This is a genomic window from Streptomyces sp. NPDC051180, assembly GCF_040689545.1.
GTDB lineage: Bacteria > Actinomycetota > Actinomycetes > Streptomycetales > Streptomycetaceae > Streptomyces.
The window spans coordinates 293,096-309,042 of sequence record NZ_JBFBBC010000003.1; the positions used below are offsets into that span (position 1 = coordinate 293,096).

Consider the following 15,947-nt stretch of genomic DNA (forward strand, 5'->3'; position numbering starts at 1 on the left):
TCAGCGCCTCGTCTCGTACCTGGTCAGGATCACGCCGTGGGGAAACGTCCGAGTCTCCACCAGGTTCAGGTTCACCCAGCCGTCCATCGCGGTGAAGAACGGCGTGCCGCCGCCCACCAGGACCGGCGCGGTGGCCAGCACGTACTCGTCGATCAGCCCGGCCCGCATCGCCGCAGCGGCGAGCGTCGCGCCGCCGATGTCCATCGGGCCGCCGTCCTCGGCCTTGAGCCGGGTGATCTCGGCGATCGCGTCACCGGTGACCAGGCGGGTGTTCCAGTCGACCGTGTCGATCGTCGAGGAGAACACCACCTTCGACATGTCCCGCCAGCGGCGCGCGAACTCGGCCTCCGCCTGCGTGGCGTCGGGCTGCTGGTCGCCGGTCGGCCAGTAGGAGCTCATCGTCTGCCACAGCTTGCGGCCGTACAGCGTCAGGTCGGTCGCCTGCAGCTGGTCGGACCAGAACTGGAACAGCTCGTCGCTCGGCACGCTCCAGCCGATGTCGTCGCCGGGTGCGGCGATGTAGCCGTCCAGGCTCAGGTTCATGCCGTAGACCAGTTTCCGCATGGCCCAGCCTTCCGTCCGTGAGTGTCCGGCGTATGAACCAGCGTGGCGCGGAACGCCCAGGTCACGCAAGATCGACATGCCGTGAACGGCGAGACCCCGCACCCCGGATCGGGAAGCTTCGTATGTGACATCGTGTTTGATCGTTCCGTGACGACATCTTTCGAAGCTTTGCTGCCCGGTACCGAACGCGCCCTGCTGCACCGAGTGGCGGTGGCCCAGGCCGAGGGTCGGGCGCCCTCCCTCGTGGGCGCGGTGGTCCGCGACGGGGCGATGGTCTGGAGCGGTGCGCGGAGCTGTGTGGACGGCCATGCGCCGGACGTCGACACGCAGTTCAGGATCGGGTCCCTCACCAAGGTGTTCACCGCCGTGCTGGTGATGAGGCTGCGGGACGAGGGGCTTGTCGGGCTGGACGACCCGCTGGAGCGCCACCTCAAGGGGACGGGGGCGGGCGAGGTGACGATCGCTCAGCTCCTGGGTCACAGTGGGGGACTCGCGGCCGAGACGCCCGGCTCATGGTGGGAGCGGTCGTCCGCGACGCTGCGTCCTGAGCTCTCCGACGTGCTGGGGGAGCGGCCCTTCCTCCAGTCCCCCGGACGTCGGCACCACTACTCCAACCCCGGTTACACGCTGCTCGGTTCGCTGATCGAAGCCGTCCGGGGGGTGAGCTGGGAGGAGGCGCTCCGGGGCGAGATCCTGGAGCCGCTGGGGATGGAACGTACGACGGCGGACCCCGTCGCCCCGCATGCGGGGGGCTGGGCGGTGCATCCCTGGGCCGATGTGATGCTTCCCGAGCCGTCCGAGGACCTCGGGCTGATGGCGCCCGCCGGCCAGCTCTGGTCGACCGCCGCCGACCTCGCCCGGTTCGGGGCGTTCCTCGCGACGGGCCACGAGGGGGTGCTCGACGCGGCCTCCGTGGCGGAGATGAGGGCGCCCGCGGCCGCCGCCGGCGAGGGGGACTGGGAGGGGAGTTATGGGCTCGGTCTTCAGCTGGCGAGCCGCGACGGGCGGACCCTGATCGGCCACACCGGCTCGCTGCCGGGCTTCGTCGCCTGTCTGTGGGTGAGCGTGGAGGACGGTCTCGCGGGGATCGCCCTCGCCAACGCCACCTCGGGTGTTCCCGCCGGTGCCGTGGCCGCCGACCTCGTACGGATCGTGGCGGAGGCCGAGCCGAGGTTGCCGCAGCCATGGCGCCCGCTGCCCGAGGCGGAGGTCGACCAGGAGCTTCTGGCCCTCACGGGGCCCTGGTACTGGGGCACGTACTCCTACGTGCTTCGGCTCGGTCCCGAGCGGGGCGTGGTGCTCGAACCGCTGCGGGGCTCCGGTCGCCGGGCGCGCTTCCGGGCGCGTCCCGACGGCGGCTGGGTCGGGCTCAACGGCTACTACGAGGGGGAGACCCTCCGGGTGGTGCGGCGCCCCGACGGCAGTGTGAGCCATCTCGACCTCGGTTCGTTCGCGTTCACGCGAGAGCCGTACGCGCCCGAGGACGCGGTGCCGGGCGGGGTGGACGAGGCCGGCTGGCGCGGCCTCTGAGACGGTTCGTGGTGTTTCACGTGAAACAGCGTGCCGGGTGCGCCACCCGGCACGCTGTCCGCGCGGATCGCCTCAGAGGGTCTTCTTGAAGCCCACGTGGGAGGCTTCGAAGCCCAGCCGCTCGTAGAAGCGGTGGGCATCGGTGCGGGTGACGTCCGAGGTCAGCTGGACGAGCCGGCAGTCCTGGCGGCCGGACTCCTCGACCGCCCATTCGATGAGCTGGGTGCCCAGGCCGCTGCCGCGCTCATCGGAGTGGATACGGACCCCCTCGATGATCGAGCGGGTCGTCCCCTTGCGCGACAGCCCGGGGATCACCGTCAGCTGGAGTGTTCCGACCACCTTCTCGCCGCGGACGGCCACGACGACGTGCTGGTGGGGATCGTTCGCGAGCCGCTCGAAGGCCGAGAGGTACGGAGTGAGGTCGTCGGGGGATTCCCGCGTCGCGCCCAGGGGGTCGTCGGCGAGCATGGCCACGATGGCCGGGAGGTCCTGGGCGGTGGCGGGACGTATCTCAAGATCGCTCATACCCTGCAGCGTATGCCCGGCCCGCCGTGGGCCGTGGGTCAGGCCGGAACGCCGACGCCGTTCAGGGCTCCCGCGCCCTCGACGACCTGGACGAGCGGGGCCAGCTCGGGGTTGGTCGCGGCTTCGTCGAGGGCCTCGCGGAGTGCGCTGTCGTTGGTCGGACGGGCCTCTTCGAGGAGCTTCAGGCCGGCTTCCGTGACGTCGGTGTAGATGCCGCGGCGGTCGGTCGCGCAGAGGTACCGGGTGAGCAGTCCCCGATCCTCCAGGCGGGTGACCAGGCGGGTCGTGGCGCTCTGGCTGAGGACGACGGCGTCGGCCACCTGCTTCATCTGCAGATGACCGCCCGGGCCGCTGTGCTGGCGGCTGAGGACGTCGAGGAGGGAGTACTCCCGCACGCTCAGACCGTGTCCCGACTCCAGGGCGCGCTCCAGGTGGGACTCGATCCGGCCGTGCAGCAGGGAGAGGGCGCACCAGCGCTGGGAGAGTGCGGTGAGTGCGGGGTCCGTGGCGGTCATGGTCTCTCCTGTGTCTCTCCTCGGCACGGTTGGTTCACGGACCAGGGTAGACGATCCACCGCAATAATGCGCGTGTGCAAGTAAATGTGCGGCGGGGTCAGCCGGCGGCGACGGTCAGAGGGGCGAAGCGGCGGCTCCAGTCGCCGGGAAGGTCGGGGAGGGACCTGACCATCACCGCGTTGGAGGCGATCGGGTCGAGACCGTTCTCCTTGGCCCAGCTCAGCAGGGCCGTGTGACGCACGTCGATGTCCGTGCGCAGGGGGCGGTCGGAGGCCGCGGCCAGGGAGGCGATCAGGGCCTGGGCCGTTCCGGGGTCCCGGGCGATCAGGGGTCCGACGACATGGGTGTCCATGTTGGGCCAGGCCGCCGCGAAGCCCGTGATCTCGCCGTCCTCCTCGGCGACACGGAGGTGGTCCGCGAATGCCGGAAGCCGGGTGACGAGGGGCGTGCGGTCCAGCCCGAAGACCTCATGGTCCAGGCGCAGGATCGCCGGGAGGTCCTCCGCCGTCGCCGGGCGCACCGGGACGGCGGGGGCCGGCGTGGTGGAGGTGAAGCGCCCGCGCACCATCTCCGCACGGCCCGTCCGCGTGAAGCCGAGCTCCTCGTACAGGGGCTGTCCGTTCGGGGTGGCGTGCAGGGTGAGGGGCGTGTCGCCGGCCTCGGCCAGGACGTGGCGCATCAGGCGGCGTCCCACGCCCTGGCGCGCGTACCGCTCGGCGACGAGCACCATGCCGATCGCCGAGAGCTCCGGGCCGTACGAGGTGACCACGGCGCAGGCGAGCAGTCCGTCACCGGCGGGGTCGTCGATGCCGTAGCCGGTGCCCACGGTGAGGAGGAAGCCCCACTTGTGCTCTTCACGGGGCCATCCCCGGTTCTCGGAGAGATCGGCACAGGCCAGGAGGTCGGACACGCCCAGGTGTCGGACGGGGAGCTGTGCGAGAGCGGCGGGGGTAGTCGGCATGCCCTTCAGGCTGTCCGAAGCGGTGATCTTCCGTCCACCGCTTTACCGGATCCGACCGATGGCCGAGGAAGCGTTGATTCCACCCCGTGGCACACGGACGATGGTTCACGTGAAACCTCGAACGCGGCGACTGCACCTCTTCGACCTGGACGGCACCCTGATCCGAGGGTCGGCCGCCGCGGTGGAGATCTCCCGGCAGCTCGGTGTCGTCGAGGAGATCGCGGCCCTGGAGCGCGGCTTCCTGGAGGGCCTCACACCGGACGAGTTCGCCGTCCGTGCCCGGGAACTCTGGGGCGACCTCACCGTGGAGCAGGTCGCTGCCGCCTTCGACGGGGCGCCATGGCTGGCGGGAATCCGTGAGGTCTGGGCGGACATCCGGGCCCGGGGCGATCGCTGCGCCGTCATCTCGCTCTCGCCCGACTTCTTCGTCGAACGACTCCTGGAGTGGGGTGTCGACACGACGCACGGGTCGGCCTGGCCCGCTGTCCCCTTCCGCGACGCCATCCATCGGCCGGGCATTCTCGACGCCGCCGCCAAGGTGCGGATCGCCCGGGAGCTGTGCGCGGGATACGGCATGGACCCGGCCGACTGCGTCGCGTACGGAGACTCGATGTCCGACGCGGAGCTCTTCGCGCTCGTCCCGGACACCGTGGCCGTGAACGCGGATCACCATCTTGCCGGGCTGTCCCGTCACAGCTACGCCGGAGGGGATCTGCGCGAGGCATACGCACTCGTCCGAAACAGCGCAGCTTAGCCACAATCCCCGCTCATTGGCCCGAGAACTCCGCTTTCCGCCCGGGGCCCGTCACCGAAGGGTCATGCTGCGGTTACGGAAGCCGGCCAGCGCGAGGGCGAGGCACAGGATGGATGCTCCGACCACCACGACGGCCGCAGAACACGCGGACCGACGCGAGAGCCAGACATCGCACGGGCCCAGGGCCCCTTACGAGCCCGAACCATCGGACGACCCCGAGGCGGATCGGGCGGACCCGGCGGATTCGGCGGACGACGGGAGACCGTCGGAAGCCGACGGACCGGTGGCCGCGGGGAAACCCGACGAACCCTCGCCGGGCGGGAAGGTGCTTCGAATAACCGGGGGTGCCTCCGCCGACGCCCTGCTCGTCCGGCGGACCCTGGCGGAGATCGCACCGATCGCCGACAAGGTGACCTCGTACTTCTACGCCCTGCTCTTCGTCCGGAACCCGCACCTGCGCGAGATGTTCCCCGTGGCGATGGACGCGCAGCGGGACCGGCTCCTCAAGGCGCTCCTGACCGCCGCCGAGCACATGGACGACGCCCCGGTCCTCACCGCGTACCTCCAGAACCTCGGCCGAGGACATCGCAAGTACGGCACGCAGCCGGCGCACTACCCGGCCGTCGGCGAGGCGCTCATCGGGGCGCTGGTCCGGTACGCCCCGGAGAGCTGGGACGCGGAGACCGAAGCGGCCTGGGTCCGCACCTACACGACGATCTCCCAGATCATGATCGACGCGGCGGCGGAGAACGAGCAGACCGCACCGGCCTGGTGGCAGGCCGAGGTGGTCTCCCACGATCTGCGGACCCCGGACGTCGCCGTCGTGACGCTCAGGCCCGACCAGCCGTACCCGTTCCTGGCGGGGCAGTACACGACGCTGGAGACGCCCTGGTGGCCCCGGATCTGGCGGCACTACTCCTTCGCCTCCGCACCCCGGCCCGACGGGCTGCTGACGCTGCACGTGAAGGCAGTCCCGGCCGGCTGGGTGTCGAACGCGCTGGTCCACCGGGCCCGCCCCGGGGACGTGCTGCGCCTCGGCCCGCCGGCCGGGTCGATGACGGTCGACCACGCGACGGACACCGGTCTGCTCTGCCTCGGCGGTGGTACCGGCATAGCCCCGATCAAGGCCCTGGTCGAGGACGTGGCCGAGCACGGGGACCGGCGCCCGGTCGACGTCTTCTACGGGGCGCGCCACGGGCACGACCTCTACGACATCGACACCATGCTCCGGCTCCAGAAGACCTTCCCCTGGCTCTCCGTGCACCCGGTCACGGAAGCGCAGGGGCGACTCCCGGACGAGGTGTGCCGCTACGGCCCCTGGAACGAGCGCGACGCCTACCTTTCGGGGCCGCTGGGCATGGTCCGGCGGGGGGTGGACGCACTGCGCGGCGTAGGGGTCCCGTCGGAGCGCATCCGGCACGACTTCCTGACGGAGCTCGCCACGGCCGGCTGACGGCCGTCCCGCCGCCGCCGGCTCGGGTCCGGTGCGCGGGCGTCCGGCTCAGTCCCCGCACGTGCTTCCGGTCCGGCTCCCGCGCACCTCTGGGTCGTCTCTTCAGGCAAGATCCCGAAGACGGCCTAGCCCAGGTCCGGTGCGTGCATCGCGCGGACACCCTCGATGTTGCCGTCGAGGTAGTGGCGCAGGGAGAGGGGCACGAGGTGCACGGCGGCGATGCCGACCCGGGTGAAGGGCACCCGGACGATCTCGTACTCGCCGACCGGCTCGTCCATCTCGGGGCCGTGCCGCAGGGAGGTGTCCATGGAGCCCAGCCGGCACACGAAGAAGTGCTGGACCTTCACGCCGGAGACCCCGCCGTCGACGATGTGCTCGACCGTGTCGACGAAGCAGGGCACGACATCGGTGATCTTGGCGCCGAGCTCCTCGTGCACTTCGCGGTGCAGGGCCTCCACGACGGTGGAGTCGGTGGGTTCCACGCCGCCGCCGGGGGTGACCCAGTAGGGATCCATCCCCGGCTTGGTGCGCTTGATGAGGATCAGGTCCCCCCCGTCGAGCAGGATGGCGCGTGCGGTGCGCTTGATCACGGGCCGTTCGTTCATGGGAAGAAAATGGCCCGTCCGGGGTGTCCTGAAACTCACCAGGCGGTCGCGGCGCTCAGCAGTTCCCCGTGGGCCCGCGCGAGCGGGGACAGGGCGAGCGTTCCCGTCCGTGCCACCAGGAAGTAGGTGCGCAGCGGGGGCACCGGGGGATCGAGCAGCGCCACGAGCCGCCCCGCCGCCAGGTCCTCCTCGCAGAGATAGCGGGGCAGTACGGCGAGACCGGCGCCGGCGACGGCGGAATCCCGCACGGCCCGCAGGTCGGGGGCTATCACGGTCGCCGCGTCCGCCGGCTTGGTGTCGAAGACGGCGGACCAGTAGCGGGAGACGAACGGCAGCGACTCGTGCACCTCGACCACCGGAAGCTGCTCCAGGACCAGCGCGCCCGGCCCGAGCAGCGCGTCGGGGGAGAGCCGCGCCGCCCAGCGCTCGGCCGCGACCAGGACGTGCTCCTCGTCGCACAGCGGTGTGGAGACGAGGAGACCGCCGCGCGGTCGGGAGGTGGTGACGGCCAGGTCGTGGTGGCCCGCTGCGAGGCCGTCGAGGATCTCCTGGGTGTCGCGGAGGAAGGTGGCGCGCACGGCGAGTCCCTGGCCGACCAGGGGGGTGAGAGCGGGCAGGATCCGCAGCGCGGTGAACTCCGGGGGCCCGGCGACATGGAGGGTGCGCAGACCGTTCTCCGCGTCGAGACGGGCCTCGGCGATCTCGGCCAGGGCGTCCAGGTGAGGGGCGGCGCGGTGGGCGAGCTCGTCGCCGACGGTGGTCGGTGTGACACCACGGGCCTGACGGAGGAAGAGCGGCCGGCCCAGCTGCCTCTCCAGGGTCCGGATCTGGCTGGTGACGGCCGGCTGCGAGAGCCCCAGGAGGGCGGCGGCGCGGGTGAAGGAACCGGCCCGGTGCACCGCGACGAACGTGCGCAGCAGGGCCAGATCCATGTCCGTCCCCTCCCGGCCGGTGGCCGTTCGACTCAGGCGGTCGGCTGACAGCGCCTCAGGAACGTCCAACTATAAATAAGTCGATAGGTCTCTGTCGCTACCGTGATTGGACACTGACGCACAGTCAACTAGCCTTGTTCGGGCGGTCTCCGCGCGTGGAACCGAGGCGTTCCGAGCCACGAGGGGGGAGGCTCGGAGCGTCTCGTTCCGTGCGGCCGGTGGCGCATCGCCACCGGCCGGGGGCCGTCAGCCGGCGGCGCCGGTCTCGTCGAGGGCCCGCAGGACGTCGGCGATCAGATCCTCCGGATCCTCGGCGCCGACCGCGAACCGGATGAAGCCCTCGGCGACCGCGTCCCCGCCCCAGCGCCCGCGCCGCTCGGCCGTCGAGCGCAGGCCGCCGAAGCTGGTGGCCTCGTCCACGAGCCGCAGCTCCTCCAGGAACCGCTCGGCGCGCTTCCGGTCGGCGAGCTCGAAGGAGACCACCGGGCCGAAGCGGCGCATCTGCCGGGCGGCCACCTCGTGCGACGGGTCGTCGGGAAGCCCGGGATAGCGCAGCCCGGTCACGTCCGCGCGCTCGGCGAGTGCCTGTGCGAGGGCCAGCGCCGTGCTGCACTGCCGGTCGATGCGCAGCTGGAGCGTGGCGAGCGAACGGTGGGCCAGCCATGCCTCCATGGGGCCGGGAATGGCGCCGACGATCTTGCGCCAGCGCCGTACCTCCGCCGCCCGCAGGGGATCGCGGCAGCTCACGTGCCCGAGCAGGATGTCGCCGTGCCCGGTCATGCCCTTGGTGTCACTGGCGACGGAGAAGTCGGCGCCCAGCTCCAGGGGCCGCTGGCCGAGCGGGGTGGACAGGGTGTTGTCCACGGCGACGAGCGCCCCGGCCGCATGGGCCTCGCCCACCAGGCGGCGGATGTCGCAGACGTCGAGCCCGGGGTTGGAGGGGCTCTCGATCCACAGCAGCCGCGCCCCTTCGAGTACGGCGAGCTGGCCGTCGCCCCCGGTCGGGGCGGTGCGGACCTCGACCCCGTACGCCCTCAGCTGCTCATGCAGCAGGGGCAGGGCCTGATAGCCGTCGGTCGGCACCACCACCGCGTCGCCGGCCTTCAGCTGGGAGAAGAGGACGGCCGAGATCGCGGCCATGCCGGAGGCGAAGACCAGCGTCTCGACGTCCTCCTCCCCCGGTGCCTCCAGCTCGCCGATCGCCCGCTCCAGATGGGTCCAGGTCGGGTTCTCGTCGCGGCCGTAGGCGTACCCGCCCGTCGGCTCGCCCGGCAGGTGGAAGTGGGCGGCGAAGACCGGTCCCGGCAGGGTCGGTTCGTACTTCACGGGCTCGGGGAGCCCGGCCCGCACCGCGCGCGTGCCGTCGCCGTATGCCTTGTCGGTCATGCTGTCCGCTCCTCAAGTTCCGCGCGTACGGCGGCGAGGAGGCCCCCGCTCGCCGCCTCCACCATCTCCAGGCACTGCTCGAAGTCCTCACGACCCCCGTAGTACGGGTCGGGGACGTCGAGTTCGTCACCGGCGGCCGGGTCGTAGGAGCGCAGCAGCCGTATCCGGGCCCGCTCCTCGGGGGTGCGCGCCAGGGCCCTGAGCTCCCTCAGGTGCCCCGCGTCGAGCGCGATCACCAGGTCGAGCCCGTCGAACCAGGAGGCGCGGAACTGCCGGGCGGTGTGCGCGGAGGTGTAGCCGTTCTCCTCCAGGACGGCGACCGTGCGCGGATCCGCTCCGTCGCCCTCGTGCCAGCCTCCGGTGCCGGCGCTGTCGACCTCCACCAGTGCGCCGAGGCCGGCCTCCTCCACGTGACCGCGGAAGACGTGCTCGGCCATCGGCGAGCGGCAGATGTTGCCCGTGCAGACGAAGCAGACGCGGTAGGTCATGGTCGCCACTCAGTCACCGTCGGGGAGCACGACGTTCAGCGCCCACGAGACGACGGAGATGATCAGGCCGCCCAGGACCGCGGTCCAGAAGCCCTCCACGTGGAAGCTGAGGTCGAACTGCTCGGCCAGCCAGGACGTGAGCAGCAGCATCAGGGCGTTGACCACCAGGGTGATCAGCCCGAGCGTCAGGATGAAGAGGGGAAGCGTCAGCAGCTTGACGATCGGCTTGACCACGACGTTCACCACGCCGAAGACCAGAGCGACGAGAATGAGGGTCAGGACCTTCTTGCCGGTGCTCTCACCGGTCAGGGTGATGTCCTGCAGCAGCCAGATGGCGACTGCCAGGGCGCCCGCGTTGGCGAGCGTCTTGACTACGAAATTCTTCATGTGTCTGATCGTGGCAGACATGATCGGGCCGAGGGCAGGGGCGGACAGGCGATGAAGGCATTCCGACTGGACGAGCTGGAGGCGGAGCGCGCCGCGAACGACGGCGCCTACCTCCAGTTCCTGCGCGAGCGGAACATGTCGGTGGGCCTGTACGCGCTCGACGCCGGTGCCCTCGACCCGCAGCAGCCGCACCGGCAGGACGAGGTGTACTTCGTCGTGAGCGGTCGGGCGGCGATCACCGTCGGGGACGAGACGACCCAGGTCGCGCGCGGCAGCGTGGTCTATGTGCCGGCGGGCGTGGAGCACCGCTTCCACCACATCAGCGAGGACCTGCGGGTCATGGTGGTCTTCTCCCCGCCGGAGGGCTGAGGCCGGGCGCCCGTGGAACCGGAACGCGGTTGTCACGGGTGAGGGTCGGGCCCCGGAAGCCCCTAGGGGTCGGATCAGGGGAGAGCGGGGGCCGCGGGGCCCCCGTGACTCGACGGCGGCCCCTAGCCTTGAGGATGTCCGGCGCGGAGCGCGCGGGACGACTCTTCGAGAGCGAGGTAGGGACGATGGCCGTACAGGAGATTCTCGCGGGGATGCCCTGGTGGGTGAAGTGGGTCGCCATACCCGCTCTGGCCCTGATCGTCTTCGGCGGGCTGATCACCAGCGTCCTGGCGTTCGTGGTCGGGCTGCTGTTCAAGGTGCTGCTCTTCGTGGCGCTGGTCGCCGGACTGGTCTACGTCGTACGGAAGTTCAGCTCCTCCTCCAGGTCGCGTGAGGACTGGTAGCACGAGCTACTGATCGGTATGCGGACGACGGAGGGTATTAGCCCGCGCGGGGGAACGCACCGGGCGAATCGGGGCAGGGCCCCGGAGGCTGCCACTAGAGTGGAATCTCTCCGCCGCCTTGGGGACTACGGGCGTAGACCCCCGTACTGACCAGCGGTTTTCCCAGGCCCGGCGGGCGCGCGGGGGCGGCCCCCGCGGACGGGTGCGTTGCATCCGTTGTCACGCCTGGGGGTGACCTTTGGCCACGGCTACGCAGACTGCAGCGCCTACCCTGATCGGCTCGGTGCAGCGGGCGCTGAGACTCCTGGAGGCCGTCGCCTCCCACCCGGACGGCGCTCCCGCCAAACAGCTCGCCCGCGAGACGGGCCTCCCGCTGCCCACCACGTACCACCTGCTCCGCACCCTGACGCACGAGGGCTATCTGCTCCGCGAGAAGGGTGTGTTCGTCCTGGGCGACGCCGCCGTCCGTCTGGCCGGCGGCGGAGACGTGCAGAATCGTCGCATCAAGATCGAGGACTCTCTGGCCCGCTGGCGGGACGAGATCGGCGTGCCGGTCTACTTCGCCGTCTACCGCGAGGGCGAGATCGAGCTCGTCGCCGTCGCCGACACCCCGTCCGCCCCCGCGGTGGAGGAATGGGCCGACTTCCGGGAGACCGCGCACGCCCATGCGATCGGGCAGTGCCTGCTCAGTCAACTCGATCCGAAATCTCGTCAAGACCACCTCGATCGCCATCCGGTGGAAGCCATCACTCCGTACACGCTGCGTAACCGCCGTGTGCTTTTGGAGCGTTTGGACGGTTTGGGGCGAATGGAACCCCTGGTGGAGCGTCAGGAATATGCACTCGGCACGGTCTGTGCCGCAATCCCCATTACGGCGGGCTCCACGGCGGGCGCGATGGCCATTTCCCTCCCCCTTCACCAGGAAGAACGGTTGCTCCCAGCAGTCGAGCGACTACGCACGGAGATCGGAAGGCTCTTCAGTTCCCTTGCGTTCTCTATCAGTATCTGAAAAATCACTCCTTGTGATCTGCTAGCGGGTGCAGCACGATTGCGTCAAGAGGGCCGTGGGGGATCATTCCTGGCCGTTTCGGTCACAGCTTTCAGCAGCTGTGTTTACACAACTGCTCCATCTACTGCGGGGTACATGATGCGAGAGTCGGTTCAGGCCGAGGTCCTGATGAGCTTCCTCGTCTCCGAGGAGCTCTCCTTCAAGATCCCGGTTGAGCTGCGATACGAGGCTCGGGATCCGTACGCGGTGCGCATGACCTTCCACCTCCCCGGAGACGCGCCGGTCACCTGGGCGTTCGGCAGGGAGCTGCTGCTCGACGGGATCAACCGCCCCAGCGGGGACGGCGACGTGCACATCGCACCGACCGAACCCGAGGGGCTGTCCGACGTCTCCATCCGGCTCCAGGTCGGCGGCGACCGCGCTCTGTTCCGCGCGAGCGCGCCGCCGCTGGTCGCCTTCCTGGACCGCACGGACAAGCTCGTCCCGCTCGGTCAGGAGCGGAACCTCGGGGACTTCGAGGACAACCTGGAGGCCGCGCTCGGACGGATCCTCGCCGAGGAGAACGCCGGACCCGCCTGAGCCCTCACTTCGCGCGCCGGCGGCGTCCTCCCCGTGCCGCCGCCGCCTTGCGGCCACCGGTGCCCGGCCGGGTGTCCGCGTCCGCCCGGTCGGCGGAGACGACCAGCGCCGCCAGCGCCGTGGTGAGCGGGACGGAGGCCACCAGACCGATCGAACCGACCAGCGTCCGGACGATCTCCACGGCGACCAACTCGCTGTTGGCGACCGTCCCCATGCTGCTCTGCGCGATCGAGAAGAGCAGCAGCAGCGGCAGTGCGGCGCCCGCGTAGGCCAGGACCAGGGTGTTCACGACCGACGCGATGTGGTCACGGCCGATCCGGATGCCCGCCCGGTACAGGGCGCGCGGCCCCATGCCCGGATCGGCCTGGTGCAGCTCCCAGACCGCGGAGGTCTGGGTCACCGTCACGTCGTCGAGCACGCCCAGCGAACCGATGATGATGCTCGCGAGGAGAAGCCCGGACATGTCGATCTCCGGGTACAGGCCGTGGATCAGACCGGTGTTGTCGTCGGTGTTGCCGCTCAGCGAGGCCCAGCCGATGAAGACCGACCCGAGCAGCCCGATGAGCAGCAGGGAGATCAGCGTGCCGAGCACCGCGACCGAGGTGCGGGCCGACAGGCCGTGACACATGTAGAGCGCGATCAGCATGATCGCACTCGATCCGACCACCGCAACGACCAGCGGATTCGAGCCCTCCAGGATCGCCGGCAGGATGAAGAACGTCAGCACCAGGAAGCTCACGGCGAGCGCGATCAGCGCCATCAGCCCCCGCATCCGGCCGACGAGGACGACCGCGAGCGCGAAGATCCCGGCGAGGACCGCCATGGGCAGCTTCCGGTTCACGTCCGTCACCGAGTACTGCAGATCGCGCGGGGCATCGGGGGCGTACGCCACCACCACGCCCTGCCCCTCGTGCAGTTGGCGCGGTGCGTCCGGCTGGACGATCTCGACGAACGTCCGGCCCTTCTCCGGGCCGCTGGCGACCTCGACCGTCGCCTTCGCGCACTCCCCCCGCTGGGCGTTGACCGCCTCGCGGCCCTCCGGGGTGGAGGTGTCCCCGGTCGGTGGGGTCTGGGCGGCGTTCACGGACGCGCAGTCGACCTTCTCGACGTCGACGACCTTGCCCTGCTCTGTCTGCCGGTCGAAGCCGACCCCGGTGCGCTCGTGCGCCGGGGTCCCGCCCGGCCACAGCACCATCAGGCCGACCACGACGGCGGTCGCGAACGGGATCAGCACGGCGGCGATGACCTTGCGCAGGTGCCGGGAGACGGGGGCGGCCGGGCCGTGGCTGTGACTGTGCCCGTGTCCGTGTCCATGGGAGGAACCCGCGGCGGGACCGGGCCCGTGGTCGTGGTCGTGGCCGTGGGAAGGGCCTCGGGACGGTCCGTTGCCGTGCCCGGGGGAGGGCGGCGGGCCGTGGTCGGGACCGTGGGCGTGGCCGTGGGGCTCAGGGGGCTGATGGGGGGAGGTCACCGACCGATCATCGCAAGAACGTCGGGGGCCCACTGTTCAGCACGCCAGGGATGACGCTAGCGTGGTGACACCTTTGCACACGCGGGAGCTCGGAGCACCGGGCTGAGAGGGCGCTGATCACCGTACGCACGTACGGGAGGAGGCTGCGCCGACCGCCGAACCTGTTACCGGGTAATGCCGGCGTAGGGAGATCGGTCTCATGACCATTCAGGATGCACGCACGCCTGCCTCCGACCAGGACGGGACCCCCGTCGACGGCGGGCGCACGCCCGGCTGGCACAAGGGGTACGTCGAGGGTTCGCGCCCCGACCTCCGGGTGCCGGTCCGTCAGGTGCACCTCACCAACGGCAAGGACGTCACGCTGTACGACACGTCCGGCCCGTACACCGACCCCACCATCGACACCGACGTCCGGCGGGGCCTTCCGCCGCTGCGCGAGAACTGGATCATCGCGCGCGGCGACACCGAGGAGTACGCGGGCCGCCCGGTCCGCCCCGAGGACGACGGCATCAAGCACACCTCGCCGCGCGGCGGCGGGCTGAAGAACCTCGACGCGGTCTTCCCCGGCCGTCCGCGCCTGCCGCGCCGGGGCCGCGACGGCCAGGCCGTCACGCAGCTCGCGTACGCCCGCCGGGGCGAGATCACCCCGGAGATGGAGTACGTCGCGATCCGCGAGAACGTCTCCCCCGAGGTCGTCCGCGAGGAGATCGCCGCGGGCCGGGCCGTCCTCCCGGCGAACGTGAACCACCCGGAGATCGAGCCGATGATCATCGGCAAGCGGTTCCTGGTGAAGGTGAACGCCAACATCGGCAACTCCGCCGTCACCTCCTCCATCGAGGAGGAGGTGGAGAAGATGACCTGGGCGACCAAGTGGGGCGCCGACACGGTCATGGACCTGTCCACGGGCCGCAACATCCACACCACCCGCGAGTGGGTGCTGCGCAACTCCCCCGTGCCGATCGGCACCGTGCCGCTCTACCAGGCGCTGGAGAAGGTCGACGGCAGGGCCGAGGACCTGACCTGGGAGATCTACAAGGACACGGTCATCGAGCAGGCCGAGCAGGGCGTCGACTACATGACCGTCCACGCCGGCGTGCTGCTGCCGTACGTGCCCCTCACCGCCCGCCGCAAGACCGGCATCGTCTCGCGCGGCGGCTCGATCATGGCCGCCTGGTGTCTCGCGCACCACAAGGAGAACTTCCTCTACACGAACTTCGAGGAGCTCTGCGAGATCCTGGCGGCGTACGACGTCACCTACTCGCTCGGCGACGGCCTGCGCCCCGGTTCGATCGCCGACGCCAACGACGAGGCCCAGTTCGCGGAGCTGCGCACCCTCGGCGAGCTCAACACGATCGCCAAGCGGCACAACGTGCAGACGATGATCGAGGGCCCCGGGCACGTCCCGATGCACAAGATCAAGGAGAACATCGACCTCCAGCAGGAGATCTGCGAGGAGGCGCCGTTCTACACGCTCGGCCCGCTGACCACCGACGTGGCGCCCGCCTACGACCACATCACCTCCGGCATCGGCGCGGCCATGATCGCCTGGTGGGGCACCGCGATGCTCTGCTACGTCACGCCCAAGGAGCACCTGGGCCTGCCCAACCGGGACGACGTCAAGACGGGCGTCATCACCTACAAGATCGCCGCCCACGCCGCGGACCTCGCCAAGGGCCACCCGGGCGCGCAGGAATGGGACGACGCGCTCTCGGACGCCCGCTTCGAGTTCCGCTGGGAGGACCAGTTCAACCTGGCCCTAGACCCGGTCACGGCCCGCGAGTTCCACGACGAGACCCTGCCCGCGGAGCCCGCGAAGACCGCCCACTTCTGCTCGATGTGCGGTCCGAAGTTCTGCTCCATGAAGATCTCCCAGGACATCCGCCGCGAACACGGCGGCACCCAGCAGGAGATCGAGGCCGGCATGGCGGAGAAGTCCGCCGAGTTCGCCGCGAGCGGCAACCGCGTCTACCTGCCCCTGGCGGACTGACCCCGTCCCGGTGGCTGTTCACCGGCCC

General features: G+C 70.5%; 18 protein-coding genes and 1 riboswitch. Of the genes, 8 read left to right on the forward strand and 10 right to left on the reverse strand.

The features are described from left to right. Positions 1-564: a dihydrofolate reductase family protein gene (locus AB0424_RS08065; RefSeq protein WP_366303060.1), complete on the reverse strand. Its 564-nt coding sequence runs from the start codon at positions 562-564 to the stop codon at positions 1-3. Between the two features lie 147 nt (positions 565-711). On the opposite strand from AB0424_RS08065, the gene AB0424_RS08070 reads away from it, so the two are divergent. Further along, on the forward strand, positions 712-2,094 hold the full coding sequence (locus AB0424_RS08070; protein ID WP_366303061.1) for a serine hydrolase domain-containing protein: 1,383 nt from the start codon (positions 712-714) through the stop codon (positions 2,092-2,094). Positions 2,095-2,166: 72 nt separating this feature from the next. Here AB0424_RS08070 and AB0424_RS08075 read toward each other — a convergent pair whose 3' ends face one another. The 3 genes from AB0424_RS08075 to AB0424_RS08085 all read right to left on the reverse strand — a co-directional run bounded on the left by AB0424_RS08075 (position 2,167) and on the right by AB0424_RS08085 (position 4,095). Continuing rightward, a complete protein-coding gene (locus tag AB0424_RS08075) occupies positions 2,167-2,619 on the reverse strand; it encodes a GNAT family N-acetyltransferase (RefSeq protein ID WP_366303062.1) in 453 nt (150 codons plus the stop codon). Between the two features lie 38 nt (positions 2,620-2,657). Further along, complete coding sequence (locus tag AB0424_RS08080) at positions 2,658-3,134, reverse strand: MarR family transcriptional regulator (RefSeq protein WP_366303063.1); 477 nt, start codon at positions 3,132-3,134, stop codon at positions 2,658-2,660. Between the two features lie 97 nt (positions 3,135-3,231). After that, a complete protein-coding gene (locus AB0424_RS08085; protein ID WP_366303065.1) occupies positions 3,232-4,095 on the reverse strand; it encodes a GNAT family N-acetyltransferase in 864 nt (287 codons plus the stop codon). 100 nt (positions 4,096-4,195) lie between these two features. On the opposite strand from AB0424_RS08085, the gene AB0424_RS08090 reads away from it, so the two are divergent. Together AB0424_RS08090 and AB0424_RS08095 are read left to right on the forward strand one after the other, a co-directional pair. Next, the gene (locus tag AB0424_RS08090) at positions 4,196-4,849 is read left to right on the forward strand and encodes an HAD-IB family phosphatase (RefSeq protein WP_366303380.1); all 654 of its coding nucleotides are present in this window, start codon (positions 4,196-4,198) and stop codon (positions 4,847-4,849) included. Between the two features lie 325 nt (positions 4,850-5,174). Continuing rightward, positions 5,175-6,302: a globin domain-containing protein gene (locus AB0424_RS08095; RefSeq protein WP_366303067.1), complete on the forward strand. Its 1,128-nt coding sequence runs from the start codon at positions 5,175-5,177 to the stop codon at positions 6,300-6,302. Positions 6,303-6,427: 125 nt separating this feature from the next. Here the strand turns inward: AB0424_RS08095 and AB0424_RS08100 are convergent, their stop codons facing one another. The 5 genes from AB0424_RS08100 to AB0424_RS08120 form a co-directional block, all read right to left on the reverse strand. Beyond that, positions 6,428-6,907 carry an NUDIX hydrolase gene (locus AB0424_RS08100; protein ID WP_366303068.1) on the reverse strand — a complete coding sequence of 160 codons (480 nt, stop codon included), beginning with the start codon at positions 6,905-6,907 and terminating at the stop codon, positions 6,428-6,430. Positions 6,908-6,942: 35 nt separating this feature from the next. Next, complete coding sequence (locus tag AB0424_RS08105; RefSeq protein WP_366303070.1) at positions 6,943-7,839, reverse strand: LysR family transcriptional regulator; 897 nt, start codon at positions 7,837-7,839, stop codon at positions 6,943-6,945. 246 nt (positions 7,840-8,085) lie between these two features. Continuing rightward, positions 8,086-9,225, reverse strand: a complete 1,140-nt coding sequence (locus AB0424_RS08110; RefSeq protein WP_366303072.1) for a cystathionine gamma-lyase — start codon at positions 9,223-9,225, stop codon at positions 8,086-8,088. Further along, positions 9,222-9,713, reverse strand: coding sequence for a low molecular weight protein-tyrosine-phosphatase (locus AB0424_RS08115; protein ID WP_366303382.1), 492 nt, complete (start codon positions 9,711-9,713; stop codon positions 9,222-9,224). The genes AB0424_RS08110 and AB0424_RS08115 overlap by 4 nt, the downstream gene beginning before the upstream one ends. A 9-nt stretch (positions 9,714-9,722) precedes the next feature. Continuing rightward, positions 9,723-10,100 (reverse strand): phage holin family protein, encoded by a 378-nt coding sequence (locus AB0424_RS08120; protein WP_366303074.1) that lies wholly within the window; start codon positions 10,098-10,100, stop codon positions 9,723-9,725. Between the two features lie 51 nt (positions 10,101-10,151). Between AB0424_RS08120 and AB0424_RS08125 the strand changes: the two genes are divergently transcribed. The 4 genes from AB0424_RS08125 (at position 10,152) to AB0424_RS08140 (ending at position 12,461) form a co-directional block, all read left to right on the forward strand. Further along, a complete protein-coding gene (locus AB0424_RS08125; RefSeq protein ID WP_366303076.1) occupies positions 10,152-10,469 on the forward strand; it encodes a cupin domain-containing protein in 318 nt (105 codons plus the stop codon). 185 nt (positions 10,470-10,654) lie between these two features. Next, the gene (locus AB0424_RS08130) at positions 10,655-10,873 is read left to right on the forward strand and encodes a DUF5326 family protein (RefSeq protein WP_366303077.1); all 219 of its coding nucleotides are present in this window, start codon (positions 10,655-10,657) and stop codon (positions 10,871-10,873) included. Between the two features lie 238 nt (positions 10,874-11,111). Beyond that, entirely contained in the window at positions 11,112-11,882 is a 771-nt protein-coding gene (locus AB0424_RS08135; RefSeq protein ID WP_366303079.1) for a helix-turn-helix domain-containing protein, read from the forward strand. A 138-nt stretch (positions 11,883-12,020) separates the two neighbouring features. Beyond that, entirely contained in the window at positions 12,021-12,461 is a 441-nt protein-coding gene (locus AB0424_RS08140; protein ID WP_366303383.1) for an SsgA family sporulation/cell division regulator, read from the forward strand. 4 nt (positions 12,462-12,465) lie between these two features. Here AB0424_RS08140 and AB0424_RS08145 read toward each other — a convergent pair whose 3' ends face one another. Continuing rightward, complete coding sequence (locus AB0424_RS08145; RefSeq protein WP_366303080.1) at positions 12,466-13,932, reverse strand: YibE/F family protein; 1,467 nt, start codon at positions 13,930-13,932, stop codon at positions 12,466-12,468. A gap of 71 nt (positions 13,933-14,003) precedes the next feature. After that, positions 14,004-14,138: riboswitch (TPP riboswitch) on the forward strand. Between AB0424_RS08145 and thiC the strand changes: the two genes are divergently transcribed. Further along, positions 14,132-15,919 (forward strand): phosphomethylpyrimidine synthase ThiC, encoded by a 1,788-nt coding sequence (thiC, locus tag AB0424_RS08150; protein WP_366303082.1) that lies wholly within the window; start codon positions 14,132-14,134, stop codon positions 15,917-15,919. It overlaps the preceding riboswitch by 7 nt. Positions 15,920-15,947 lie beyond the last annotated feature (28 nt).